General features: G+C 72.5%; 21 protein-coding genes. 11 read left to right on the plus strand and 10 right to left on the minus strand.

The genetic code is table 11. From position 1 onward, the window contains the following. Position 1 precedes the first annotated feature (1 nt). Complete coding sequence (locus tag AC1DW8_RS05030; RefSeq protein WP_056774443.1) at positions 2 to 904, minus strand: ABC transporter substrate-binding protein; 903 nt, start codon at positions 902 to 904, stop codon at positions 2 to 4. 366 nt (positions 905 to 1,270) lie between these two features. Here AC1DW8_RS05030 and AC1DW8_RS05035 point away from each other — a divergent pair, with 366 nt between their 5' ends. Further along, the gene (locus AC1DW8_RS05035; protein ID WP_056774440.1) at positions 1,271 to 2,827 is read left to right on the plus strand and encodes a DEAD/DEAH box helicase; all 1,557 of its coding nucleotides are present in this window, start codon (positions 1,271 to 1,273) and stop codon (positions 2,825 to 2,827) included. 161 nt (positions 2,828 to 2,988) lie between these two features. Here the strand turns inward: AC1DW8_RS05035 and paaI are convergent, their stop codons facing one another. Both paaI and AC1DW8_RS05045 read right to left on the minus strand, forming a co-directional pair. Continuing rightward, on the minus strand, positions 2,989 to 3,441 hold the full coding sequence (gene paaI, locus AC1DW8_RS05040; RefSeq protein ID WP_200959111.1) for a hydroxyphenylacetyl-CoA thioesterase PaaI: 453 nt from the start codon (positions 3,439 to 3,441) through the stop codon (positions 2,989 to 2,991). After that, positions 3,438 to 4,658 (minus strand): 3-hydroxyacyl-CoA dehydrogenase NAD-binding domain-containing protein, encoded by a 1,221-nt coding sequence (locus tag AC1DW8_RS05045; RefSeq protein ID WP_478092348.1) that lies wholly within the window; start codon positions 4,656 to 4,658, stop codon positions 3,438 to 3,440. Before AC1DW8_RS05045 ends, paaI begins: the two co-directional genes overlap by 4 nt. Positions 4,659 to 4,762: 104 nt before the next feature. Between AC1DW8_RS05045 and paaN the strand changes: the two genes are divergently transcribed. Next, a complete protein-coding gene (gene paaN / locus AC1DW8_RS05050; protein ID WP_478092349.1) occupies positions 4,763 to 6,487 on the plus strand; it encodes a phenylacetic acid degradation protein PaaN in 1,725 nt (574 codons plus the stop codon). A 7-nt stretch (positions 6,488 to 6,494) separates the two neighbouring features. Beyond that, entirely contained in the window at positions 6,495 to 7,820 is a 1,326-nt protein-coding gene (locus tag AC1DW8_RS05055; protein ID WP_442274309.1) for an MFS transporter, read from the plus strand. Here the strand turns inward: AC1DW8_RS05055 and AC1DW8_RS05060 are convergent. The 3 genes from AC1DW8_RS05060 to AC1DW8_RS05070 form a co-directional block, all read right to left on the minus strand. Beyond that, a complete protein-coding gene (locus AC1DW8_RS05060) occupies positions 7,813 to 8,193 on the minus strand; it encodes a DUF1304 domain-containing protein (RefSeq protein WP_056826098.1) in 381 nt (126 codons plus the stop codon). The two genes, AC1DW8_RS05055 and AC1DW8_RS05060, sit on opposite strands and share 8 nt — an antisense overlap. Before the next feature lie 99 nt (positions 8,194 to 8,292). Then, complete coding sequence (locus tag AC1DW8_RS05065) at positions 8,293 to 11,286, minus strand: AAA family ATPase (protein ID WP_478092352.1); 2,994 nt, start codon at positions 11,284 to 11,286, stop codon at positions 8,293 to 8,295. A gap of 1 nt (position 11,287) precedes the next feature. Then, positions 11,288 to 12,484, minus strand: a complete 1,197-nt coding sequence (locus AC1DW8_RS05070; protein ID WP_478092354.1) for an exonuclease SbcCD subunit D — start codon at positions 12,482 to 12,484, stop codon at positions 11,288 to 11,290. A gap of 124 nt (positions 12,485 to 12,608) precedes the next feature. Here AC1DW8_RS05070 and AC1DW8_RS05075 point away from each other — a divergent pair, with 124 nt between their 5' ends. Continuing rightward, positions 12,609 to 13,343 carry a RibD family protein gene (locus tag AC1DW8_RS05075; protein WP_478092356.1) on the plus strand — a complete coding sequence of 245 codons (735 nt, stop codon included), beginning with the start codon at positions 12,609 to 12,611 and terminating at the stop codon, positions 13,341 to 13,343. Here the strand turns inward: AC1DW8_RS05075 and AC1DW8_RS05080 are convergent. From AC1DW8_RS05080 to AC1DW8_RS05095, 4 genes are all read right to left on the minus strand, one after another. Continuing rightward, entirely contained in the window at positions 13,333 to 14,079 is a 747-nt protein-coding gene (locus AC1DW8_RS05080) for a TetR/AcrR family transcriptional regulator (RefSeq protein ID WP_235509582.1), read from the minus strand. The genes AC1DW8_RS05075 and AC1DW8_RS05080 overlap by 11 nt on opposite strands. 150 nt (positions 14,080 to 14,229) lie before the next feature. Continuing rightward, entirely contained in the window at positions 14,230 to 15,141 is a 912-nt protein-coding gene (locus tag AC1DW8_RS05085) for a mechanosensitive ion channel family protein (protein WP_200959113.1), read from the minus strand. Positions 15,142 to 15,327: 186 nt separating this feature from the next. Beyond that, positions 15,328 to 15,705: a phage holin family protein gene (locus AC1DW8_RS05090; RefSeq protein ID WP_056775276.1), complete on the minus strand. Its 378-nt coding sequence runs from the start codon at positions 15,703 to 15,705 to the stop codon at positions 15,328 to 15,330. A 4-nt stretch (positions 15,706 to 15,709) separates the two neighbouring features. Beyond that, positions 15,710 to 16,798, minus strand: coding sequence for a 6-phosphofructokinase (locus AC1DW8_RS05095; protein WP_056774416.1), 1,089 nt, complete (start codon positions 16,796 to 16,798; stop codon positions 15,710 to 15,712). Positions 16,799 to 16,944: 146 nt separating this feature from the next. On the opposite strand from AC1DW8_RS05095, the gene hisC reads away from it, so the two are divergent. From hisC to AC1DW8_RS05130, 7 genes are all read left to right on the plus strand, one after another. After that, complete coding sequence (hisC, locus tag AC1DW8_RS05100; RefSeq protein WP_082619622.1) at positions 16,945 to 18,102, plus strand: histidinol-phosphate transaminase; 1,158 nt, start codon at positions 16,945 to 16,947, stop codon at positions 18,100 to 18,102. An 82-nt stretch (positions 18,103 to 18,184) separates the two neighbouring features. After that, positions 18,185 to 18,922 (plus strand): hypothetical protein, encoded by a 738-nt coding sequence (locus AC1DW8_RS05105; protein ID WP_478092360.1) that lies wholly within the window; start codon positions 18,185 to 18,187, stop codon positions 18,920 to 18,922. Beyond that, a complete protein-coding gene (locus AC1DW8_RS05110; protein WP_056774412.1) occupies positions 18,919 to 19,686 on the plus strand; it encodes a hypothetical protein in 768 nt (255 codons plus the stop codon). Before AC1DW8_RS05105 ends, AC1DW8_RS05110 begins: the two co-directional genes overlap by 4 nt. Next, a complete protein-coding gene (locus tag AC1DW8_RS05115; RefSeq protein ID WP_056774410.1) occupies positions 19,683 to 20,447 on the plus strand; it encodes a hypothetical protein in 765 nt (254 codons plus the stop codon). Before AC1DW8_RS05110 ends, AC1DW8_RS05115 begins: the two co-directional genes overlap by 4 nt. Positions 20,448 to 20,524: 77 nt before the next feature. Beyond that, positions 20,525 to 20,932 (plus strand): glyoxalase superfamily protein, encoded by a 408-nt coding sequence (locus tag AC1DW8_RS05120; RefSeq protein WP_478092363.1) that lies wholly within the window; start codon positions 20,525 to 20,527, stop codon positions 20,930 to 20,932. Between the two features lie 27 nt (positions 20,933 to 20,959). After that, complete coding sequence (locus AC1DW8_RS05125; protein WP_478092365.1) at positions 20,960 to 21,457, plus strand: hypothetical protein; 498 nt, start codon at positions 20,960 to 20,962, stop codon at positions 21,455 to 21,457. Between the two features lie 60 nt (positions 21,458 to 21,517). Then, on the plus strand, positions 21,518 to 22,897 hold the full coding sequence (locus AC1DW8_RS05130) for an AAA family ATPase (protein ID WP_478092366.1): 1,380 nt from the start codon (positions 21,518 to 21,520) through the stop codon (positions 22,895 to 22,897). Positions 22,898 to 23,091 lie beyond the last annotated feature (194 nt).

The raw sequence follows: 23,091 nt of genomic DNA on the forward strand, positions 1-23,091 counted from the left end.
CTCACGGGTTGAGGGCGAAGTCGCTGATCGCGCCGGCCTCGACGGAGAACTTCTTGAGGGCCGCCTCGTAGCTGCCGTCCTTCTGCGTGGCCTTGAGCGCCTCGACGAGGAGGTTGGCGAAGTCCGTCTGGTCCTTCGGCACGACATAGCCGTAGGGAGCCGAGTCGTAGATGGCGCCGAGGGCCTCGAGCTGGCCGGTCTGCTTGACGGCGTAGAGGCCGACGGGGGAGTCGGCGAGCATGGCGTCGGTCTTGCCGCTGACGACGTCGGCCGTGACCTGGTCCTGGCCCTCCTGGACGATCTGGTTGATGGCCGACTTGCCGGCGTCGGTGCACTTCTTGCTGCGGGCGGTGAGGTCGTCGATCTGCACGGTGCCCTTCTGGACGCCGATGTTGCGGCCGCAGGCGTCGTCGATGTTGACACCCTTGGGGTTGCCCTTGGCGACGACCCACTGGGTGCCGGCCTTGTAGTAGCTCACCATGTTGACCTGCTTCTTGCGGTCCGGGTTGATGGTGAAGCTCGAGACGCCGACGTCGTACTTGCCACCCGTCACGCCGAGGATGATCGAGTCGAAGCTGGCCGGGACCCACTCGGTCTTGAGGCCGAGCTTGGCGGCCACGGCGTTGAAGACGTCGACGTCGAAGCCCTCGACCGTCTTGCCGTCGCCCGCGAGCATCTCGCTCGGGGCGTACGTCGGGTCGGTGCCGATGACGATCTTGCCCGCCGACTTCAGCTTGGCGGGAACCTTGGCCGCGAGGGCCTGGTCGACGCCACCGCCGGCGGCCGTCCCGGCGGGGGTGCTGCCCGCGCCCGGCGAGCTGGACAGCGAGTCCGACCCACAGGCGGAGAGCGTGAGGCCGGCGGCGACGAAGCCGGTGACGGCGATGAGGGACATGCGACGCATCAAGATGGTCCTTCCGGGGCGAACGCGGTCATTCAGGTGCGGGCGCTACGGTGCGCCGGCTGATTGGCCGATCCTGCCACCTTTCGGTGCGGGTGCCCACGGATGCAGCCGAACCGTTAGCGGGCCCACAGGAAAGCCCCGGGTGCGGCCTCGCCGGGCACCCGTCGAGGGCTCGGTTAACGTCCTCGGCGCCCGCTCGGGTAGTCTTTGTCCCAGTGGTCCGCCCAGTTCTGCCTCGGGCCGCTTCTTCTTGGCCTGGCGGAGTGTCGCCGGCCCCGTCGATTCGCTCTTGCGCCGCGACACCTCACAGCTGAGGCCCTTCGCGCCGGGCAGAACGACCGCTTCCACTTTTTGGAGTATCCGCCTGTGTCCACTGACACGAACTTCGCCGTTCTCGGCGTGCCCGCCGACCTCGTCACGATCCTCGACGGTCTCGGCATCACCACCCCGACGCCCATCCAGGCCGCGACGCTGCCCGACTCCCTCGCCGGGCGCGACGTCCTCGGCCGTGGCCGCACCGGCTCCGGCAAGACGTACGCCTTCCTGCTGCCGCTGCTGACCCGCCTCTCGCAGTCGCGTCGGAGCCGTCTGGCCCGCCGTCCGCGCGCGCTCATCCTCGCCCCGACCCGCGAGCTCGTGACGCAGATCGACACCGCGATGGCCCCGCTCGCCAAGGCGCTCGGCCTCAACTCGCAGACGATCTTCGGCGGCGTCGGCCAGAACCCGCAGGTCCAGGGCCTCCGGAACGGCGTCGACGTCATCGTCGCCTGCCCCGGCCGTCTCGAGGACCTCATGCAGCAGGGTCACGTCAACCTCGACAGCGTCGAGGTCACGATCCTCGACGAGGCTGACCACATGGCCGACCTCGGCTTCCTGCCGGGCGTGCGCCGGATCATGGAGAAGACGCCCCGCAACGGCCAGCGCCTCCTCTTCTCGGCGACGCTCGACGGCGCGATCAACGTGCTCGTCAACAAGTTCCTGCACCAGCCCGTGACGCACGAGGCCGACTCGGCGCAGTCGCCCGTCTCGACGATGAGCCACCACGTGCTCCACGTCGACAACGGCTCGCACCTGCCGGTCATCCTCGACCTCACCGCGGCTCCGGGCCGCAAGGTCGTCTTCACCCGCACCAAGCACCGGGCCAAGAAGCTCGCCAAGCAGCTCAACGCCTCGGGAGTTCCGGCCGTCGAGCTGCACGGCAACCTCAGCCAGGGTGCCCGCACGCGCAACATGGACGACTTCCACTCGGGCCGTGCGCAGACCCTCGTCGCGACCGACATCGCCGCCCGTGGCATCCACGTCGACGACGTCGCGCTCGTCATCCACGCCGACCCTCCGGTCGAGCACAAGGCGTACCTGCACCGCTCGGGTCGCACCGCCCGCGCCGGCAACGACGGCATCGTCGTCACGATGATGCTCGACGAGCAGGTGCGCGACGTGCGCGACCTGACCCGCAAGGCCGGCATCAAGCCGACGACGACGCGCGTCCAGCTCGGCCACCCGCTCCTGACCGAGCTCGCCCCCGGCGACCGGTCGTATGCCGGCGGCCTCGTCCGCGAGGACGCCCCGGCCCGCTCGGGCTCCGGCTCGGGCTCGAACTCGGCGTCCGGCGGCTCCGGCCGCGCCCGTGGTCGTGCGCGTGGCCAGGGCGGCAGCGGCGCTGCCACCGGTGGTGGCCGCGGTGCAGGTCGCGGGGCCGGCGAGGGTGCTCGTGGGCCCGGCGCCGGTGGTCGCGGCTCGGGTCGTGGTCGCTCCGGTCAGAGTGGCGAGGGCCAGGGCGGCGGTCGCCGCTCGGGCGGCGCCGGCAACGGTGGCGGCTCCGGCCGTCGCGGCGGCTCCTCGACCGTCTACTCGACGAGCAGCGGCGGCAGCGCCGCGGCGTTCTCCGCCGGCACCCGTGCCGGTGGCCGGCGCTCCCGCTGACCCAGCGCACCCAATCGTCGAGAGGCCAAGGTTCGTCACGAACCTTGGCCTCTCGACGGTCTGGCACCCGCGAACCTTGGCCTCTCGACGGTCTGGCACCCGCCAACCTTGGCCTCTCGACGAGCAGGACCCGCGAACTTTGGCCTTTCGACGGTTCAGGGTCAGGGGCGCTTGAGGCTGCGGCTCCGGCCGCGGAACTCGGCGATGATCTGACCGTCGGACTCCCGCTTGACCGTCACGTCCGTGATGCCGCTGCGCCCGAACGCCGAGCGCACGTGGCCATCGGCGACGAGCACGTCACCGAGCCGGCCCGGCGCGGTGAAGGAGATGTCGGCCCCGGCCGCCACCGTGAGGCGCCCCCGCGAGTTGCAGGCGAGGGCAAAGCACGAGTCGGCCAGGGTGAAGATGTAGCCGCCGTGGCAGATGGCGTGACCATTGACCATGTCGTCGCGGATCGCCATCCGCACGACGGCGTGGTCCTGCTCGACGACGGCGGCCTCCATGCCGAGGCGTCGCGAGGCCACGTCGTCGTCCCACATCTGCCGGGCGAACGCGACCCCGGCCTCGACGTCCTGGCCGTCCCCACCACCGGCGGGCAGCTGGGTCTCGCTCACGTCAGGCTCCCGTCGGTCAGGGCCGGGCTCGGCCGGTAGCGACCACCGGGGAAGGCCTCGTCGAGCTCGGTGAGCTGCCGGGCGACGACGTCGAAGCCGATCTCGCGGCCCCACGCGATGGGCCCCTTCGGGTAGCGCGTGCCGAGCTGCATCGCCGTGTCGACGTCGTCGACGCTCGCCTCACCGCGGGCGACGAGGTCGACGGCCTCGTTGACGAGCATCGCGAGCGTGCGCGCGAGCGGGTCGGTCGCGACCGGTCCACCGACGAGGCGCTCGGCGAGCTCGACGTCCGGCTCGGCACCGGTGACCGAGCCGTCGGCGGCATACGCGTACACCCCCGAGCCCGTCTTGCGGCCGAGCCGGCCGGCCTCGACGAGACCCTGCTGGAAGGCCGTCGGCGCGTAGCGCTCGTCACGTCCCGTTTGCTCCCACACCGACGTGCCGACGGCGAGGTTGACGTCCTGCCCGATGAAGTCGGTGAGCTCGAGCGGCCCCATCGGGAAGCCGCCCTTCTCGCGGAGCGCCCAGTCCACCGTCGCCGCGTCGGCGACCCCGCTCTCGACGATGCGCTGCGCCTCGCCGTAGAAGGGACGCGCGACGCGGTTGACGATGAAGCCCGGGGTCGAGCTGCACCGCACCGGCGTCTTGCCCCAGGCGTCCATGAGCGCGACGGCGTGCTCGACGAAGGCCCGGGCGGTGCGGTCGCCGTGCACCACCTCGACGAGCCGCATGACGGGCGGCGGGTTGAAGAAGTGCAGTCCGAGCACCCGCTCCGGGTCGGCCACCTCGGCGGCGATGTCGTCGATGTCGATGCTCGACGTGTTCGTCGCGAGCACCGTCGTCGACGGCTGGACGTCGGCGAGGTCGGCGAAGATCCGGCGCTTGAGGTCGAGGTCCTCGGGCACGGCCTCGATGACGAGCCCGCACTCGGGCAGCTCCTCGACCGACGCGGCCGGGGTGATGCGTGCCAGCACCGCCGACGCGTCCTCGTCGGACAGGCGGCCCTTGTCCACGAGCCGCTTGAGGGCGGCGCCGATCGTGTCGACGGCACCTGCCGCGGCGCCCGGCACCGAGTCGACGAGGGTGACCGCGTGGCCCGCGGTGGCCGCCACCTGGGCGATGCCGGCCCCCATGGCCCCCGCCCCGATGACGCCGACGGGTCCGAAGGCGGACTGGTCGGGGTGGTCCGTGCTGGCCTCGGTGGTGTCCCTGTCCATGCCCGCCATCCTGCCGCGTGGCCCACCCCGGGTGCGCGGCGGGCGGTCGCGGACCGCCCGTGACGGCATACGACTGAGGTCTGGAGCGGGGCTAGCATCGACCCGTGACTGCACCGGCAACGACGCCCACCCACCCCCTGCTCGACGCGCACGCGGGAGTCCTCGACGAGATCCGTCAGGCCCTGGCGAGCCGCAGCTGGTACTCCCGCTACCCCGAGTCGCCCAGCCCCCGCGTCTACGGCGAGACGGCCGCGGCCGACGGGCTCGCCGCGCACGAGGCCCACCTGGACGGGGCGTATGCCGCCCTGTCGAGCCAGCCGACCGACGGCACCCTCGTGGGGAGCGAGGTCTCCCCCTACGGACCGACGCTCGGCGCGACCTACCCGGCGCTCGACGTCGATGCCGGGCTCGCGGCGGCACGCGCGGCCATGGCGGCCTGGCGAGACGCGGGTCCGCAGGTGCGGGCCGCGGTGTGCGTCGAGATCGTCGACCGCATCAACAAGCGCAGCTTCGAGATCGCCAACGCCGTCATGCACACGTCTGGGCAGCCCTTCGTCATGTCGTTCCAGGCCGGCGGCCCGCACGCCCAGGACCGGGCGATCGAGGCGATCGCGGCGGGGCTCGTCGAGCAGGAGCGCGTGCCCGCTTCGGTCGTCTGGGAGAAGCCGGGCCGTGACCGCGAGGGCAAGCCCGCGCCGACGCGGATGCAGAAGGACTACCGCCTCGTGCCGCGCGGGGTCGCGCTCGTCATCGGGTGCAACACCTTCCCGACGTGGAACGCCTACCCCGGCATCTTCGCCTCGCTCGTCACGGGCAACGCGGTCGTCGTCAAGCCGCACCCGCGGGCCGTGCTGCCGCTCGCGATCTCCGTCGAGGTCGCGCGGTCGGTGCTCGCCGAGGCCGGCTTCGACCCGGCCCTCGTGCAGCTCGCGGCCGAGGCCGACGGGCAGGGTCTCGCCAAGACCCTCGCCGAGCGCGACGAGGTCGCGATCATCGACTACACCGGAGGCCCGGCCTTCGGGGCCTGGCTCGAGGAGCCGGCGGCCGCGCACGGCAAGCTCGTCTACACCGAGAAGGCCGGCCTCAACTCGATCGTCGTCGACTCGACCGACGACCTGCGCGGGATGCTCGGCAACCTCGCCTTCAGCCTCACGCTCTACTCCGGCCAGATGTGCACCGCCCCGCAGAACCTCTACGTGCCCGAGGGGGGCGTCGACACCGACGAGGGCCACCTGACCTTCGACGAGTTCGGCGAGCGACTGGCCGGCGCCGTCGGCCGGCTCACCGGTGACGACGCCAAGGCCGTCGAGCTGCTCGGGGCCACGGTCAACGACCAGGTCCGCTCCAACGCAGACTCCCTCGCCTCGATCGCCGAGGACGCCGACGGCCGCGTCGTGCTCGACTCGCGTCGCGTCGTGCACCCGACGTGGGGCGACGCCGTCGTGCGCGCCCCGGGTCTCGTCGCCGTCGACGTCGCCCGCGAGGACGTCTACACCCAGGAGTGCTTCGGTCCCGTCGGTTTCCTCATCCGGACGTCCTCGACGGAGCAGTCGCTCGCGCAGCTCGCCGACACGGTGCGAGAGCACGGTGCCATGACCGCTGCCGTCTACTCGACGAGCGACGCGGTGCTCGATGCGGCGCGTGACGCGGCGGCCGAGGGCGGGGTCGCCCTGTCCGAGAACCTGACGGGGCAGATCTTCGTCAACCAGACGGCTGCCTTCTCCGACTTCCACGGCACCGGGGCCAACCCGGCCGCGAACTCCGCCTACACCGACGCCGCCTTCGTCGCGAACCGCTTCCGCGTCATCACGTCGCGCCGTCACGTCTGAGCTGCTGATGGTCCTCGCTCCAGCTCAGCTCGACCGGGCGACCTTGCAACGCAAGGTGGTCCGCACTCTCGTCGGGTCGCAGATCCTCAGCGGGGTCGGCATGGCCTGCGGCATCGCCGTCGGCGCGCTGATCGCCGAGGACCTCAGCGGCACCGAGGCGCTCGCCGGTGTCGGCACGACAGCCCAGGTGCTCGGCACGGCGCTGCTGACGATCCCCGTCGCCCGGGCGACGGCCGCCCGGGGCCGCCGCGTCGGGCTGCGCTGGGGTCTGGCCGTGGCCTTCGTCGGGGCGTCGCTCGTGCTCGTGGCGGCCGTGCTGCGCTCGTTCCCCCTCTTCGTCGTCGGCATGTTCCTCTTCGGTGGCGGCACGACCGCCAACAACCAGACGCGGTATGCCGCCGCCGACCTCGCGGACCCGGCGCGCCGCGGGCGCGACCTGTCGATCGTCGTGTGGGCCACGACGATCGGCTCGGTGGTCGGGCCGAACCTCGTCGGACCGGGCAAGGCGCTGGCGCACCGTCTCGGGTTGCCCGAGCTGGCCGGGACGTTCGTCTTCTCCCTCGTCGGCTTCGTGGCCGCCTGGCTCGTCGTCGACCGGCTGCTGCGGCCCGACCCGCTGCTCACGGCGCGTGCCCTCGACGCCGCCCACCGCGAGGAGGGTCGCCGGGCTGCGGCGCCTGACGTCGTGGCCGACCCGGCATCCGGCGGCGTCGCCGACGTGCCGAACCACGACGGCTCGATGCGCCGCGGCCTCGCCGTGGTGCGGTCGAACCCGCGGGCGCTCCAGGCGATCCTCGTCATGGCGCTCGGCCACCTCGTCATGGTCAGCGTCATGGTCATGACGCCGATCCACATGAAGCACGGTCACGCGGAGCTCGAGGTCATCGGCTTCGTCATCTCGGTGCACATCCTCGGGATGTTCGCCCTGTCGCCGCTCGTGGGGGCGGCCGTCGACCGGTGGGGCGCGCCGCCGGTCGCCATGACGGGCGGCGTCGTGCTCACGGTCGCATCGCTGCTCGCGTCGCGCTCCCAGGCCGGCTGGTCCGGCCTGCTGCTCGTCGCCCTCTTCCTGCTCGGGGTGGGGTGGTCGTGCACCCTCGTGTCGGGCTCGACCCTGCTCACGTCGGTCGTCACGACCGACGAGCGTCCCGCCACCCAGGGACTCGCCGACGTGCTCATGGGTCTCGCGGGTGCCGGGGGAGGCGTGGCGGCCGGCATCGTCGTCGGGTCGCTCGGCTACTCGGCGCTCGCGTCGGGGTCGGCCGCGGTCGGCGTCGTCATCCTCGTCGTCGGCGCGGCCCGGGTGAGGCGCACCGCCGCCGACGTCAGCTGAGCAGGGCCAGCACGAAGCCGATGAGCGGCAGCGTGCCCTGGGTCAGGGCGGCTCGCACGTAGCTGCGGCCGGTCGTGACGAGCACCGCGGCCGCGGCCACCATCGAGCCCGTGCAGAAGAGGGCGAGGGTGCGCCCGGCCGTGTCGTGGCCGGTCCACCAGAGCACGAGGCCGAGCGCGGCGCCGATGCCGAGGAAGAGGTTGTAGAAGCCCTGGTTGTAGGCCATCGGCCGGGTCACGTCGGCAGCCGCCTGGTCAGCGACGCCGAAGCGCTTCCACACCTCGGGGCGGGTCCAGCCGACGCTCTCCATCCAGAAGATGAAGAAGTGCAGCAGTGCGGCCAGCCCGACGAACACGCTCGCGGCGATCTTCATGATCGGATCGTAGGGGTCCGGGACCCGCAGGATGTGGCCTCTTGACGTGTGGAGACCCGCAGATCGTGGCCTCTCGGCGTGTGGAGGAGGCCCGGGCGGTCAGGCGGTGATGCGCAGGGTGCTCGTGCGGTCGGGCTTGACGAGCACCTCGATGCGGTCGGCGACCCGCGACTTCAGCTCGGTGACGTGGCTGACGATGCCGACGGTGCGGCCCCCCTCGCGCAACCCCTCGAGGGTGTGCATGACGTCGTCGAGCACGTCGGGGTCGAGGGTGCCGAAGCCTTCATCGACGAAGAGCGTGCCGAGGTCGACGCCGCCGGACTCGGCGCGCACGACCTCGGCGAGGGCGAGGGCGAGCGACAGGGAGACGTAGAAGGTCTCACCGCCGGAGAGGGTGCCGACCTCGCGGACCTGGTTGGTGTGCATGTCGTGGACGCGCACGCCGAGCCCGGACTTGGCGTTGCCCTTCTTGGCGTCGGTGTGCTCGAGCGTGTAGCGGCCGCCGGAGAAACGGCCGAGCTCGGTGTTGGCCGCCGACAGCACCTCGGTGAAGCGGCGGATGAGGACGTACTTCGCGAGGTCGAGGTTCAGCTGGTTGTCGCCGTTGCCCGCGACGAGCTGGCCGACCCGCACGGCGTCGGCGGTCGAGGTGATGACGGCGGCGTTGCGGGCCATGGCCTCGCGGATGTCGGTGACCCGTCGCTTGGTGCGCGTCACCTGGTCACGGAGGCTCCCGTGCTCGTTGCTCGCGGCCTCCATGTCCCTCTTCGCTGCGGCCGCGAGGGCCTCGAGCTGCTCGATGTCGTCGAAGAGGGCGTCGAGCTGGACGTCGGCGAGCTCTGGCCCGGTCAGCCCGGCGCGCACCTGGGTGCAGGCCCGCTCGAACTCCGCGATCTCCTGGGTCTTGGCATTGATCCACTCGGCGCCGCGGTCGGCCGCCATCCACTCGGCGACGTCGGCGAAGCCGAACTGCGCGAGGTCGGCGTCGCGCGCCGCGGTGTCCTCGGCGACCGACGACGCGGCGACGTCACGCTGGCCGAGAGCGTCGACGAGGGAGTCGATGCGGCTGGCGCCGGCGACGAGGGCCTCGCGTCGCGCGGTGACGCTGGGGTGGCCGTCACGGGCCTGCTCGACGACGACCGTCTCCTCGGCGATGCGGCCGTCGAGGTCGACGACCGACTGCTCGCCGCGCGCGAGATCGGCACCGAGCCGGGCGGCCTCGGCGCTGAGCGTGTCGACGCGGTCGCGCAGCTCGGTCACACGCGCCGCCCCGGCCTCGACGTCGGCCCGGGCCTGCACCGAGGCCGCGAACTCGTGCGCCGTCGCCTCGGCCCGGGCGCGGGCCTCGGTCACGTCGAGCCCCTCGCACCGGGCCGTGAGCTCGCGCACCTCTGACCGGAGGGCCCCGAGGGCCTCCGCGGTGGTGACGGCCTGCTCGCGCAGCCGGACGACGCGGGACTCCTCGGCGTCGATCTGCTCGGGGGTGACGGCGTCGAGGGTCGGGCGGGCAGGGGAGGGGTGCTCGACGGACCCGCACACCGGGCACGGGTCGCCGCCGACGAGCGAGAGCCCGAGCTCGCCGGCGATGCCGTCGATGCGAGCCCGGCGCAGCCTCGCGAGCAACGACTCGGCCGCCGCCACCGTGCCCAGCGCCTCGGTCGCGGCCGACTCGGCCCGCGGCACCCGAGCTACCGCAGCCGCGCGGGCCACCGACGCCTCGAGCCGGGCCCTCGCCCGATCGCCCTCGGCGGCGCGCCCGTCGAGCAGTGCCGCCAGACGGCGCGCCTCGGTGAGCGCCGCCTCGTGCGTGGCGATGGTGCCGGGGAGGGCCTCGAGCTCGCTCGTCACCGACGCCACCGACCGACGTGCGCCGTCGAGCCCGTCGCGCAGCCGCGCCAGGTCCGCGATGCGGCCGGCGAGCGCGCCCTCGAGCGCGATGGCACCGGTGAGGGAGCCGACGACCTCACGGGCCTGGGCGGCGGCCTCGCGCAGGGCAGCCGGTCCGCGGTCGCGCAGCGCCGGGTCGACGCGGGCGCGGGCCTGCGTCAGGGCTGCCTCTGCGCGCTTGAGCGTCGCCTCGGACTGGGCGAGGGTGCGCACGGCGCCGGCCACCGGGCGAGCCTGGCGCGCTCGGGCCACCTCCTCGCCGAGCTGCTGGAAGGCCACCGCCTGCTTGCCGAGGTCGTGCTCCTGCTGCTGGAGCTGGATGAGCCGCTCGCGGCGCTGCATGCGCAGCCGGGCGTCGCTGACCATGTCGGCCATCTGCTTGTGCGTCTCGATGGCCTCGCGGCTCGCCTTGCCCGCGTGGCGCTCGCGCGTCGTCAGCTCGTCGACGACCTGGGCCAGCTCGGCGTCGAGGGACTCCGGCGTCGTGCGGCTCAGGTCCTCGAGCTCGTCGCGCCGCTCGGTCTCGAGCCCGGCCGACACCGCCAGGGCGTGCACCGCGAGCCGGATCTCGTCGACCGCTGACTGGCGTCGGGCCTGCGCGGCCCGCCCGGCCTCGACGATCTCGTCCTGGACCCGGCGGAAGAACGCCGTGCCGAAGACCTTCTCGAGGAGCTTGCCCTTGTCCTCGGACCGGGCGCGCAGGAACGTCGCGAACTCGCCCTGCGGCAGGATCACGGTCTGCACGAACTGGTCGCGGGTGAGCCCGACGGCGCGGGTGATCTCGTCGTCGCAGTCCCCGATGTTGGTCGAGAGCAGCTCGCCGCCCTCGAGGTCGTCGGGCGTCTGGAGGCGCCACAGCTTGATCGTCGGCTGCTGCACCGTCGTGCCGTCGCCGCGCGACTTGGGGCGCTCGAAGCGAGGCGTGCGCTGGACGCGGTAGAGCCCCGACTGCGTCTCGAAGACGAGCACGACGACCGGCACGGTGCGCGGGTCGGCGTGGTGGGAGTGGATGCGCTCGACGTCGGCCGAGGCCTGCGCGACCTTGCCGTAGAGCGCGAACGTGATGGCGTCGATGATCGTCGACTTGCCCGACCCGGTGGGCCCCTCGAGCAGGAAGAGGCCGGCGCGCCCGACGGTGGTGAAGTCGATGACCTCGGTGCCCGCATACGGCCCGATGGCCGTCATGGACAGGTGGTGCAGCTGCACGTCACGCCACCTCCTGCGCCTCGGCCCGGTGCTGGGCCCGGACGGCGGCCTCGAAGCCGGCCTCGAAGACGTCGACCTCGCCGCCGCTCGCCTCGGTCTTGGTGACGTAGGCGATGAAGTCGGAGCCGAGCTCGCGGGGGTCGCGCTCGCTGACGACGGTCGTGCCGCCTCGCCCGCGGTCGATCGCGCCCTCGGGCTCGTGGAAGACCTGCAGGGCGTGCGGGAAGCGGGACTTGAGGCGGTCCATGAGCGAGTCGGGGCGCACCCGGTCGGTGACCGTGACGCGCACCCACGCGGCCTCGGTGCTCGCGAACGACGGCGACTCGAGCAGCTCGTCGAGGCGACCGCGCAGCGTCGCCATGGCGCGCGGCTGCACGATCTCGACCGGGGTCACCCGGGCCGGGCCGGACGCGTCGAGGTCGACGAGGAGCACGACCTTCTCGTGGTCCTGCTCGGAGAACGAGTAGCGCAGCGGCGACCCCGAGTAACGCACGACCGAGCCGTCTGCGGCCTCCGGCGCCTGCGGCCCGTGGAGGTGCCCGAGCGCGGCGTAGTCGAGTCCGTGGAAGACCGTGCCGGCCACCCGGTCGACGCCGCCGACCATGATCGAGCGCTCGGAGTCGCTCGGCTCGGCGCCCGCCACGAACGCGTGGGCCAGCACGACCGACCGCACCCCGGGCCGGTCGGCGAGGTCGGCGCGGATGCGGTCGCACGCCGCACCCACGACGGCCTGGTGCGACCGGGGCAGCGGCTCGCCACCTCCTGCCAGCGCAACGCGCGCGTGGTCGGGGTCGAGGTAGGGGATGCCGTAGACCGCGGCCCGCACGCCGTCGCTGCCCTCGAGGAGCAGGGGCAGGTCGAGCTGGCCGAGGTCGGTGACCATCCGGATGCTGTCCCGGAAGAGGCCGGCGCCGTAGCCGAGCCGGATCGCCGAGTCGTGGTTGCCCGACGTGACGACGACGGTCGTGACGGCCGAGAGCCGGGACAGCGTCCACTCGAAGAGCTGGACCGACTCGACGGGCGGCACCCCGCGGTCGTAGACGTCGCCCGCGACGAGCACGGCGTCGATCGGGATGCCGTCGGGTGGGTCCTCGACGAGCTCGCAGATGCGCTCGAGCACGGCCGACTGCGCCTCGTGGAGGTTCACGCCGTGGAGCGTGCGCCCGAGGTGCCAGTCGGAGGTGTGGAGCAACCGCATGCCACGACGGTAGGACCCTGCGCCCACACCCTCGACACCGACACCCCGACGGCCCCTGCGCCCGTCGCCGAGCGGTGGTGCGAGAGCGCCCGCGACCGTCGGTGCGGACCCCTACCGTGGTCGGATGGAGCGCCCCGACCGTCCCCACGTCGTCGTCTACAACGAGGCCAGCATCGACGGGAGGGTCGTCGGCTTCGACACCGACCCGTCCCGCTACTACCGGCTGGGCTTCCGCTGGCGCAGCGACGCGATCCTCATGGGCAGCACGACCGCCCTCGCCTTCGGGCCGCCCGAGTCCGATACCGACCAGCAGCGCATCCTGCTGCGGCCCGAGCGCCTGCCCGTCGTGCCCGGCTTCGAGTCGCTCGTCACCGAGCCGCGCCCGCTCCTCGTCGTCCCCGACAGCCGCGGCGCCGTGCGGTGCTGGACCCACGCCCTGTCCCAGCCGTGGTACCGCGACGTCGTCGTCCTCGTCACGCGCCACACCCCGACCGACTACCTGCGCTACCTCGACCGCCGCGGCATCGAGCACGTCGACGCGACCGGACCGGCGTCCGGTCGCGTCGACCTCGCCGCAGGGCTCGCGCACCTCGCGGGTTCGCACGGCGTGCGCGACGTCCGCACCGACGGTGGCGGCGCGCTCACCGGCGCCCTGCTCGCCGCCGGGCTCGTCGACGAGATCGTCGTCCTGCTCGACCCGGTGGTGTCGAGCGACCCGGACGGCCAGCGGCTGGTCACGCTGCCCCACGCGGGGCCACCCGGCGGCATACGCCTGCGGCTCGACGACGTCGAGCGCTTCGACGACGGCGCGCTCCTCCTGCGCTACGCGACGGCCACCGACCGGGCTCCTACTGGCTGAGCTGGAGATCCATCCGTTCGAGGAGGGCCTCGAGGGCCTCCTCGAAGTCCACCTCGACCCGGTCCTCCTCGAGCTTCGGAGCCAGCCGCTGCACGGTGGGGAAGGCGTCCAGGGGCAACGTCCCGTCGTCGTTGGGCTGGTGGGCCCCGCCCTCGTCGAGAGGCGTCTCCGGCCCCGAGAACTGCGCCCCCCGGGTGGCCGACTCGAGCAGCAGGTGGCCGAGCAGGAAGCTCGTGTAGGTGCGGTAGGCCCACACGGCCTGGTCCTCGGTGAAGCCGCGCTGCATCAACCCGTTGAGGAACTCCTCGACCACCGCGAGGCTGCGCAGGGGAGGCCGCAGCCACGGCGCCGCCGGGTGTCGCGTGGCGATCAGGGGGAAGGCCAGCGGGTGGTCGAGGGCGAGCCGTCGCACGTTGTGCGCCATCCACTGCAGGAACGCCTGCCAGCCGTCGGAGGGCTCCATGCGCGTGCCGGGGTCGATCTCGAGCGAGGACACGAGGCGGTCGACGACTCCCTCGAGGAGGTCCTCGCGCCCGTTGACGTAGCGGTAGAGGGCCATGGCCTCGACGCCGAGACGTGCGCCGAGACGGCGCATGGTCAGTGCGTTGACACCCTCGGCGTCGACGAGCGCGATGGCTTCGTCGACGATGCGGTCTCGGGTGAGGCGGTGCCCTCCGTCGGCGCGGCCTGCTCCGGCCGCCTCCTCCATCTCGGGCGGGGCTCCCGGGGTCGTCATGGCTGCTCCTCGGACGCTCGGCGGTGGTTCCCTCGAGTCCATCATGCCCGGCTGGCACCGCCCACTCCCCGGTCGGACGCGAACGGGCGGAACGGGCGGAACCCCATGGGGATTCCGCCCGTTCGAGAGCCGGTTCGACCGGAGTGGACGTCAGTACGTGCTCTGACCGCCGTTGGTCGGACGGTAGTGGCTGTCGGGCTGGTCGTCGGCCTCGAACGCCGTGGTCCGGGTCGGGTCGAAGGACGCCGTGGGCTGACCCGTCTCGGGCCGCCCGTGGTAGAAGTCGTCAGCCGAAGCGGCCTCCTGGGGGGCCGGGGTGGTGGTGTCGCCCCCGTCGTGACGCGCCTTCGCCTGTCGTGCCTGCTCGCCGACGCCCGGGGCCTGTCGTACCTGCTCGCGGACCCGGCCGGTCTCCTCGGCCAGGGTGTCGAGGTAGCCCTCCCAGCGAGCCTGCATCGGCTTGACGAGGCCGCCTCCGACGCCGACGACGATCACGCCGGCCACGGTCGCCAGCACGGCGATGAGCACCGGCATCGTCACGGTGGTGGCGATACCGACCTGCCCCAGGGCGGCGATGATGCCGAGCCCCAGGATGAAGATGCTGGCGATGTTGGCGAGCAGCTTGCCGTAGGACAGGCCGCCCAGGGTGTTGGTGATGAGCTCGCGCACGGCAGCGGCGATCGCAGCGGCCACGACGACGATGACGATGGCCACGACGGCCTTGGGCAGGAATGCGATGACACCGCTGAGCAGGTCACTGATCGGGTTGGGGCCCCAGATGCCGAAGGCGAGCTGGAGCACGAAGAGGAGCAGGGCGTAGTAGACGATCTTGCCGACGATGGTCGACGCGTCGTACTCGCTCCTGGCCAGCGCGCGCTTGATGCCTCCGCGCTCGACTGCGCGGTCGAAACCGACCCGCTCGAGGACCTTGTCGACGACCTTCCCGATGGCCTTGGCGACGAGCCAGCCGATCACGAGGATGACCAGGAAGGCCAAGAACTTGGGTACGAAGAGCGCCACGGACCTCCACAGGTCCGTCAGTGCTGTGCTGATGTTGTCCACGAGAGTCTCCAGGGAGTCGATGGTTTACGTTGTAAACGCCAGTCGGGGTGGTACCTACCCCGCCTACCCCGGAGGGAAACCTCGACGACCGCTGGGCGTAGGGGACGCCGGCGTCCCGACATGCCAAGAGCCCGCCCTCCACATGGAAGGCGGGCTCAGGGCATACGCGCACTGGGCGCAGGGACCTCAGTCGGTCTTGATGAAGCTGAGCAGCATCGACACGAACGTGATGATGAGGCCGCCGAAGACGGCGTCCCAGAAGAAGTGCTCGACGTGGAAGGGGAGGTCGAGCTTGCCGGCCAGCCACGACGTGAGCTCGAGCATCAGGGCGTTGACGATGAAGACGAACAGGCCCAGCGTCAGGATGATGAGCGGCAGTGAGATGAGCTTGATGATCGGCTTGATGAAGGCGTTGAGGATGCCGAAGATCAGGGCCACGAGGACGACCGTCCAGATGACCTGACCCGTCGAGCCACCACCGAACGTGATGCCGGGGATGGCCCACGCGGCCACCCCCAGGGCGACGGCGTTGACCACCGTCCGAAGCGCGAAGTTGAGGAGCATGCGCTCAGTGTTCCACGGGCGCAGGCGCATCGGCGGGAAGACCGGGGTGCTCGTCGCCGGGGATCCGCGGCTGGAACATCGCGTTGAGACGCAACAGGTCCGGCTCGACCATCTTGAGCGAGCCGATGGCCTCGGCGACGGGCACGCGCTCGATGCGGCCCTTCTGCAGAGCGACCATCTGGCCCCACGCCCCGTCGAGGGCGGCCTCGACCGCAGCCACGCCGAAGCGGGTGCCGAGGACTCGGTCGAAGGCGACGGGCGAGCCGCCGCGCTGGATGTGGCCGAGCGCGGTCATCCGGCTCTCGATGCCGGTCCGGCCCTGGATCTCGCGGGCGAGGATCGAGCCGATGCCGCCGAGGATCTGGTGGCCGTACTTGTCGACCTCGGGCGCCGGGATGTCCATCGTGCCGGCCTTGGGCAGCGCGCCCTCGGCGACGACGACGATCGTCGCGAAGCGACCCTTCTTGTGCCGGTGGACGATTCGCTCGCAGACCTCGTCGACGTCGAAGGGCTCCTCGGGCACGAGGGTGATCGCGGCGCCGCCGGCGAGGCCCGACCAGATCGCGATGTGGCCGACGTGGCGGCCCATGACCTCGACGACGAGGACGCGGTGGTGGCTCTCGGCCGTCGTGTGCAGCCGGTCGATGGCGTCGGTGCAGATCTGCACGGCGGTCTGGAAGCCGAATGTCATCTCCGTCAGGGAGATGTCGTTGTCGATCGTCTTGGGCACGCCGATGACGGGAAAACCGTTCTCGTGCAAGCGGTTGACGACACCCATCGAGCCCTCGCCACCGATGCCGATGATGGCGTCGAGCCCGTGCCGGTCGTAGGCCTTGCGCACGCGCTTGAGGCCGTCCTCGTGGGCGAACGGCTGGTCGCGGCTCGTGCCGAGGATCGTGCCACCGAGGGGCAGGATGCCGCGGCACCGGTCGACGTCGAGGATCTCGTAGTCGTTGTCCATGACCCCGCGCCAGGCATTGCGGAAGCCGATGACGGTGCTGTCGTACGTGACCTCGGCGGCGCGGGTCGCGCCCCGGATGACGGCGTTGAGGCCGGGACAGTCCCCGCCCCCGGTGAGGATGCCGATGCGCATGATCTGACTTTCGTGAGGCTGGGCATGAAGAAGATGTCGAGGCGGCGGTGGCGCGACGATGTGAGCCTAGCCACAGACCGGCGTCGCCGTCAGGAGAGCGTCCATGGGCCGGTCGCCCGCGTGGACACTGGCTCTACAGTTCGGGTATGAGCGACAGCCCTGAGACCGTCAGCGAGAGCGTGACCGAGAGCGCCACCCCGGACGAGGCGTATGCCGCCCCGCAGGCGTCGGGCGCCACCGTGCGGCTCCGCGACGTGCTGGCCCAGATGCCCGACTACAAGCCCGGGAAGCCCGCGTCGGCACCCGCCGGCGTGACGGCATACAAGCTGTCGTCCAACGAGAACCCCTACGGTCCGCTCCCGTCGGTGCTCGCGGCGATCGACGACGCGGCGGCGACGGTGAACCGCTACCCCGACATGGCCGTCACGGCGCTGACCGAGCGGCTCGCGAAGGCGCTCGACGTCCCGGCCGAGTGCATTGCGACGGGCACCGGCTCGGTCGCGGTCCTCGCCCAGATCGTCAACGCCGCGTGCGACGCCGGTGACGAGGTCGTCTTCGCGTGGCGCTCGTTCGAGGCCTACCCGATCGTCACGCAGCTGGCCGGCGCGAAGCCCGTCATGGTCGGCCTCGACGAGCGGGCCCGCCACCGCCTCGACGCGATGTTCTCGGCGATCACCGACCGCACCCGCGTCGTCCTCGTCTGCACCCCCAATAACCCCACCGGACCGTGCGTCCACCAGGCGGAGCTCGAGGCCTTCCTCGACAAGGTCCCGAGCGACGTCATCGTCGTCGTCGACGAGGCGTACGTCGAGTTCGTCCGCGACCCCGACGCCGTGCGCGGGCTCGAGACGTGGCGGCACCGCCCCAACGTCGTCGTCCTGCGGACCTTCTCCAAGGCGTACGGCCTCGCCGGCCTCCGCGTGGGGTATGCCGTCGCGCACCCGCCTGTCGCCGCCGCCCTCCGCAAGACGGCCACGCCCTTCGGCGTCAACTCGGTCGCGCAGGTGGCCGCCATCGCCTCGCTCGACGCGTTCGACGAGCTCAACGCGCGCGTCGAGTCGCTCGTCGCCGAGCGCGACCGGGTCGTCCGGGCCCTCGGCGACCAGGGCTGGAAGCTCCCGCAGTCCGATGCGAACTTCGTGTGGTTCCCGCTCGGCGCCGACTCGACGGCCTTCTCGCAGGCGTGTGCCGAGGCCGGCCTCACGGTGCGGCAGTACGGCGACGACGGCGTGCGCGTCACGATCGGCGAGGTGGACGCGAACTCGCGGCTCATCGAGGTCGCCGAACGCTTCGGGGCCCGCTGACCGAGCCGATCGGGGCGACAATGGGCTGAGCCGCGTGGTGTCGCGCGGCCGTCGTTGCAGGTCGTGGCGCAGGAGGTCGCGGATGGGCACGGTGCGGAGGCGGCTCGCCGGTCGCGCGCTCAGCGGCAGCCTCGCGCTGCTCGGTGTCCTGCTCGTCGTGCCGTCGCTGTACTCGCCGACCCGGGAGATGGCGGTCGCCGACCGCGAGCACGGCTCGCTCCTGTCGCACCAGTGGGAGTGGAGCTGGGGGCGCGTCCGGGTGGCCGGTCTCGAGGGGGTCGAGCTGCGCGACCAGTGGAACCCGTTCGGCCTCGCCGTCCTCGTGGTGCTCCTCGTCTCGGGCCTCGCAGGCGTCGGCGTCTGGCTGGCCCGCCGGGTCACGTGGGGTCACGTGCTCGGGCTCGTCACGGTAGGGCTGCTGACCGGTCGCGTCCTGACGACGGTGGCCGAGCGGCTCGGCCGCTCGCTCGGCGAGGTCGACCAGGGGGCTGCCGGCCTCACGGTCCGGACCGAGATGACGCAGGCGGGGTCGCTCGAGACGGTCGCTGCCTGCGTGCTCGTCGTCGCGCTCGTGCTCATGGGTGTGGCCGCGGCCCGGTCGACGGGCCGGAGCACCCTGCCGGCGGTGCTCCCCGGGACGCCGGCTACCGGCACTGCGGCTGCCGGCCCTCCAGCAGGTCGGGCGGGGCCGGCCGGGCTGCGCCCTGTCGGTGAGCACCTGACGACCGCGCCCGTGTCGTTCGGCGACGCAGGTGCGGGCGGTGGGGGCGGAGGGGCTGACACGCCGGCGACGGCAGGAAAGCCCGGGAGGACGCCGTGACGGACATCCGGAAGCACATGGTCGCCGGCCGGCTGACAGCCGCGCTCGTCGGGCTTCTCGGGGTGCTGCTCGCACTGCCCACGCTCGTGCTCCCGACCCACGCCATCTTCCAGAAGCCGCCGGAGTCGGCCGAGCCCGACGCGTCCCCGTTCCGGCTGTCCGTCTGGAGCTGGGGGCACGTCGCAGACACGACCGCCAACACGGACGGCCAGATCGACGTCGGCAACACGACCGGCCTGGTGATCCTCGTCGTGGCCCTTGCCGCAGGCCTCGCCGGCGTCCTCGCGTACGCGTTCCGGGCCGGCACCGATGGCCGGATCCTCGGTGTGGCGGGACTCGCCTGGGCTGCATCCCAGGTCGTCGGTGGGCTGGGACGACGGGTCGGTGACACGATCTCGGGCATCTTCGGCGACGGTGACCAGCTCGTCGTCGAGACCTTCCCCACCGGCTACCTCGAGGTGGCCTCCGCCGCGCTGCTCGTCGTGTCGCTCGGTCTCCTCGTGCTGCGACCCGTGGCCGCGCTGGCGCGGTCGGCCGTCGTCCGCGCGCGGGCGCTCGCCCGCCGTGCGGCCACGCACGACGAGGTGTCCGATGCGGCAGGCACCACGGAGACGGCAGCGCCGCGCGTCGGGATCGCGACGATCCGTGACGTGCCCGCGGGCCCCGACCATCGGTCCCCTGCGCGGCGCGAGCACGCCGGCACGGGCGTCGGCTTCTCCGACGACCCGACCGTCGACCCCGACCGGTTCCGGCCGCCGAGATGACCGACGGTCCCGTCCACGACGCCGACCCGGAAGCCGGGCCGGGATGGCGTACGCGTGTGGCGGGGGTGGCGCTCGGCGGCGTCGGCGTGGTGCTGGCGGCGTCCACGGTGGTGTGGCCGACGAAGGTCGTCGCGGTCCGCGTCCCGGAGGTCGGCGACTTCACCAAGGGCTACGAGCAGCTGATCTGGTCGTGGGGACGTGAGGTCGTCTACACCTCGGACGGTGTGCTCCTCGACGCGTTCTCCGGTCCCGACCCGGTGCCGCGAGCGGTGCTCCTCGTCGTCGTCCTGCTGCTCGCCGCGGCCGGGCTGGTCGCCCGGCTCGTCCGTGGCGGGCGGCCCGGTGAGCTCGCGTCGGGGGTCGGCCTGGCGCTGGCTCTCGCGACGGTCGCGGCATCCGTGGTGCAGCGGCTGTCGGTCGACGACCGGACGATCGGCCTGCAGCCCGGGCTCGTCGTCGTGACGACGACGGTCGGCTGGCTCGAGGTCGTGTCGGTCGTCCTGCTCACGGCAGCAGTCGCCGGTCTCGTCGTCCCGGTGTTGCTGCCGCGCGTGGCGGACTCGGTCACCGGCACGGTGTCCGGCGTCGCGGCGCTACTTCGGCAGCGTCGCGCCCTGGTGGAGGCCACCCCACCGCTCGTCGCCACCCTGATGGACCCCGGTCCGGTCGGCACGGGGCGGGCGCCCGAGGTCGGCTTCAGAGACACGCCCTTCCCGTCGGGTGCGGACGGGGGAGTGCCGCCGACCGACACCGACAGGTGAGGGCTGGATGGGGCCTCGTGGAAACTGGTCGTGTGCCGGACGTCCGCAGTGTGGGTGGGCGGCCCTACCGTCGGGGCATGGACATGAAGCTCGAGCTGGTGGCCGTGCCCGTGACCGACGTCGACCGGGCCAAGGAGTTCTACGTCGACAGGGTCGGATTCGTCCTCGACCACGACCACACGGTCAGTGACGAGATCCGTTTCGTGCAGCTGACCCCACCCGGGTCGGCCTGCTCGATCGCGATCGGCAAGGGTCTGACCGAGATCGTCCCCGGCGGCCTCGACAACCTCCAGATGGTCGTCGCCGACGCCGACGCCATCCGGGCCGAGCTCGTCGGTCGCGGCGTCGAGGCGTCCGAGGTCGACGAGCAGCCGTGGGGCCGTTTCGTCCACTTCAGTGACCCCGACGGCAACCGGTGGTCGCTGCAGGAGCTGCCAGCCTGGTCCGCCGGTGCCGGCGGCGACGGCGTCGACCCCGAGGCCTGACGCGTCGTGTCCGGGCTCCGTAGGGCCGTGCCGCTGCTCCTCGTGACGGGGGCCGTCCTGCTCGCCGCGGTCCTCGTCTGGCCCACTCACCACCTCGTCTCACGCACGGCCGGGGGGAGCGAGACTCTCGTCGACATCTGGTTCGACGGACGCGTGCGGGCCGTGAGCCAAGCGATCGAGGTGCAGCGAGAGAGCTCGCTCACCGCGGTCCTGCTCGTCGTCGCGGCCATCGTCCTGCTCCTCGCCGCCGGCGGGCTCTGGGTGGCGGCCGCTCGGAGAACCCCGGTCGTGCCGGCTGTCGCGGTGACGGCTGCGACGCTCGCTGCTCTCGCTGTCGCGGTGTCCGTCCTGGTCCTGGTCCGCAGCGAACCCTTCTCCTTCGGGTGGGTAGGGAGTGCGGAGGTGGGGCAGCTCGACACGGCGATGACGCCGGTGGCGCTCTTCCTCCCGGCCGTGGGTGTGCTCGGGGCGCTGGCGATCGTCGCGATGCTGACGACGGTGGCTCGGCGTCGCGTGGCGACCTGACGACCTGCCGACCTGAACGGCCGGGCGGCCCGTGTCGGTCCTCCGGCGTACGTTCACGGCATGCTCACCGCCGTCGCCGTGTCCGGCTACCGCTCGCTGCGCGACGTCGTCGTGCCCCTGCACGGGCTCGACGTCGTGACGGGCGCGAACGGCAGCGGCAAGTCGAGCCTCTACCGGTCGCTCCGGCTCCTCGCCGGCTGCGGCCGGGGCGACGTCATCGCCACCCTCGCCCGCGAGGGTGGCCTCCAGTCCGCGCTGTGGGCCGGCCCGGCGACCCTCGGCGGCGCCCGCGACCGTGGTCACGCCGTGCAGGGCACCCGTCGCAAGGGCCCGATCAGTCTCCAGCTCGGCTTCGCCTCCGACGACTTCGGCTACCTCGTCGACCTCGGCCTGCCGCAGCAGTCGACCGGCAGCGAGGCAGGGACGCCGTCGGCGTTCCTGCGCGACCCCGAGATCAAGCGCGAGGTGGTCTGGGCCGGCCCCGTCATGCGGCCCGGCTCGGTGCTCGTGCGCCGCCGGTGGGGTGTCGTCGAGACCCGCGCCGTGGGCGGGAGCGACGACGGCTGGGCCTCCGACTGGGGACCCGACGACGGCGACGCCGCGGAGTGGGAGTCCGACCCCGTCGAGGCCCCGGGATCACGCACCGGCTCGCGAGCGGCCTACAGGGAGTCGGGCGCCGGCACGGCGTCGGGCCCGAGTCGCGGTGCACGCCCCGGGTGGGTCGAACTGACCCGCTCGCTGCGCCCGTGGGAGAGCATGCTGACCGAGCTCGCCGACCCCGAGCGGGCGCCCGAGCTGCTCCGGGTGCGCCGGATGATCCGCGGCTGGCGGTTCTACGACGGGTTCCGCGCCGACGCCGAGGCCCCGGCCCGGACGCCCCAGGTCGGCACCCGCACCCCGGTGCTCGCCGACGACGGACGCGACCTCGCCGCCGCGCTCCAGACGATCCGCGAGAACGGCCGGTCCGAGCTCGACCGAGCCGTCGCCGACGCCTTCGACGGGGCGATCCTCGAGGTCACCGTCGACAGCGGCCGCTTCGACGTGGAGCTGCACCAGCCCGGGATGCTGCGGCCGCTCGCCGGGGCCGAGCTGTCCGACGGCACGCTGCGCTACCTGCTCCTCGTCGCCGCGCTGCTGACGCCCGACCCGCCGTCGCTCATGGTCCTCAACGAGCCCGAGACGTCGCTGCACCCCGACCTGCTCCCACCGCTCGGACGGCTCGTCCGGTCCGCGGCCGAACGCAGCCAGGTCATGGTCGTCTCCCACTCCGTGGCGCTCATCCGCGAGCTCGGTGTGGTCGATCCGGACGACGACGAGGCACCGGTCGGGCTCGGCTCACCGGCCCGAGGCATCACCCTCGTCAAGGACCTCGGCGAGACCTTCGTGCAGGGTCAGGGCCTGCTCACCACCCCGGCCTGGACCTGGGGCACCCGGCGCTGACCGCGCCGGCGAGCGCGCCCCGAGCACACGGCATACGCCCTCCCGCCCGGGTGGTGCCCTCCTCGGACCCGGCGGCGTCCGCGCAGGTCAGCCTCTCGGTGGAGCGCGACGTCGTCCCGCATTGTGAGATTCGCAGGGCTCTCCGGTAAGTTCCGGGTCGAGGACCAAGCACGTGTCCGTCGTCACGAACGGCG

The organism is Terrabacter sp. P2_E3 (assembly GCF_056403915.1).

Coding starts and splice junctions, on each gene's coding strand:
- AC1DW8_RS05055 (WP_442274309.1), top strand. CDS start 6,495: ATGGTCCTCGCTCCAGCTCAGCTCGACCGGGCGACCTTGCAACGCAAG.
- AC1DW8_RS05090 (WP_056775276.1), bottom strand. CDS start 15,705: ATGCTCCTCAACTTCGCGCTTCGGACGGTGGTCAACGCCGTCGCCCTG.
- AC1DW8_RS05060 (WP_056826098.1), bottom strand. CDS start 8,193: ATGAAGATCGCCGCGAGCGTGTTCGTCGGGCTGGCCGCACTGCTGCAC.
- AC1DW8_RS05120 (WP_478092363.1), top strand. CDS start 20,525: ATGGACATGAAGCTCGAGCTGGTGGCCGTGCCCGTGACCGACGTCGAC.
- AC1DW8_RS05080 (WP_235509582.1), bottom strand. CDS start 14,079: ATGACGACCCCGGGAGCCCCGCCCGAGATGGAGGAGGCGGCCGGAGCA.
- AC1DW8_RS05105 (WP_478092360.1), top strand. CDS start 18,185: ATGGGCACGGTGCGGAGGCGGCTCGCCGGTCGCGCGCTCAGCGGCAGC.
- AC1DW8_RS05075 (WP_478092356.1), top strand. CDS start 12,609: ATGGAGCGCCCCGACCGTCCCCACGTCGTCGTCTACAACGAGGCCAGC.
- AC1DW8_RS05130 (WP_478092366.1), top strand. CDS start 21,518: ATGCTCACCGCCGTCGCCGTGTCCGGCTACCGCTCGCTGCGCGACGTC.
- AC1DW8_RS05115 (WP_056774410.1), top strand. CDS start 19,683: ATGACCGACGGTCCCGTCCACGACGCCGACCCGGAAGCCGGGCCGGGA.
- AC1DW8_RS05030 (WP_056774443.1), bottom strand. CDS start 904: ATGCGTCGCATGTCCCTCATCGCCGTCACCGGCTTCGTCGCCGCCGGC.
- AC1DW8_RS05045 (WP_478092348.1), bottom strand. CDS start 4,658: ATGGACAGGGACACCACCGAGGCCAGCACGGACCACCCCGACCAGTCC.
- AC1DW8_RS05095 (WP_056774416.1), bottom strand. CDS start 16,798: ATGCGCATCGGCATCCTCACCGGGGGCGGGGACTGTCCCGGCCTCAAC.
- AC1DW8_RS05070 (WP_478092354.1), bottom strand. CDS start 12,484: ATGCGGTTGCTCCACACCTCCGACTGGCACCTCGGGCGCACGCTCCAC.
- hisC (WP_082619622.1), top strand. CDS start 16,945: ATGAGCGACAGCCCTGAGACCGTCAGCGAGAGCGTGACCGAGAGCGCC.